This window comes from Nonomuraea basaltis, assembly GCF_005893125.1.
Classification (GTDB): domain Bacteria; phylum Actinomycetota; class Actinomycetes; order Streptosporangiales; family Streptosporangiaceae; genus Nonomuraea; species Nonomuraea basaltis.
Genome location: NZ_VCJS01000614.1, coordinates 1 through 856, shown reverse-complemented (window position 1 = coordinate 856; position 856 = coordinate 1). Strand labels below are relative to the sequence as shown.

1 protein-coding gene is annotated in these 856 nt (G+C 71.7%); it reads right to left on the bottom strand.

What is annotated here, in order from left to right; genetic code table 11:
- Nucleotides 1–856, bottom strand: an 856-nt coding sequence (locus EJK15_RS72490; protein ID WP_476739221.1) for an nSTAND1 domain-containing NTPase, incomplete at both ends; no start/stop codon positions are given.

The following is an 856-nucleotide window of genomic DNA, read 5'->3' as shown; positions in this document are numbered from 1 at the left end:
TCGATGACCAGCGCGGTGTCCGCCTCCTCGTACGGGTCCAGTTCCGCCCGGGCGGCGGGACGGCGGGTGTCTTGGGCCTGCTCGCCCGGCTGGATCAGCCTGAGCAGGACCCGCCGGGCGATCCTCGCCTGGGCCGGCGACAGGCCGGCATAGAGCTTCTCCGCGGTGTGGCTGATCGCCCCGTGGACTCGGCCCACGCTCTCGTAGGCGTCCAGGGTCAGCATCTTGCCCGTACGGCGGCGCCAGACCTCCCGCAGCGCGTGCGACATCAGCGGCAGCGCCCCCGGCTCGTCGGCCACGTCGGCGACGATCTCGGCCGTCAGCGCCCGCTCCACGGTCAGGCCCTCGGCCATGGCCGGCCGGACGATCGCTTCCCGGAGCTCTTCCTGGTGCATCGGCCCCACCAGCAGGTTGGCCTCGCGCAGGGCTGCGGTGAGCTCGCGGTGCTCGGCGCATCGCCCGTAGAAGTCGGCGCGAACCGCGATGACCACCTTCATCCGGCTCTGCGGTTGCCGCGCGTTGAGCAGCAGGTCGATGAACTGCCCACGCTCGCGCTGGTCCCGGCAGAGCGTGAACACCTCCTCGAACTGGTCGACCACGATCAGCGCGTCGGAGTCGCCCTCGCCCGCAAGGAGCCGGTCGGCGTGCCGCATCGGGTGCTCGCCTGGTGTGAGGATCCGGCTCTGCCCGAGGGATTCGCCCGTGGGCGTCGTCTCCCCGCGTGCGGCAGGCACGAGCCCGGCGCGCAACAGGGACGACTTGCCGCTGCCCGAAGGGCCGAACACCGCGGCGAAGCGATGCCGGCCAAGCAGCTCGTGCAATTCCTCGACGAGCCGCTCCCGTCCGAAGAAACGAC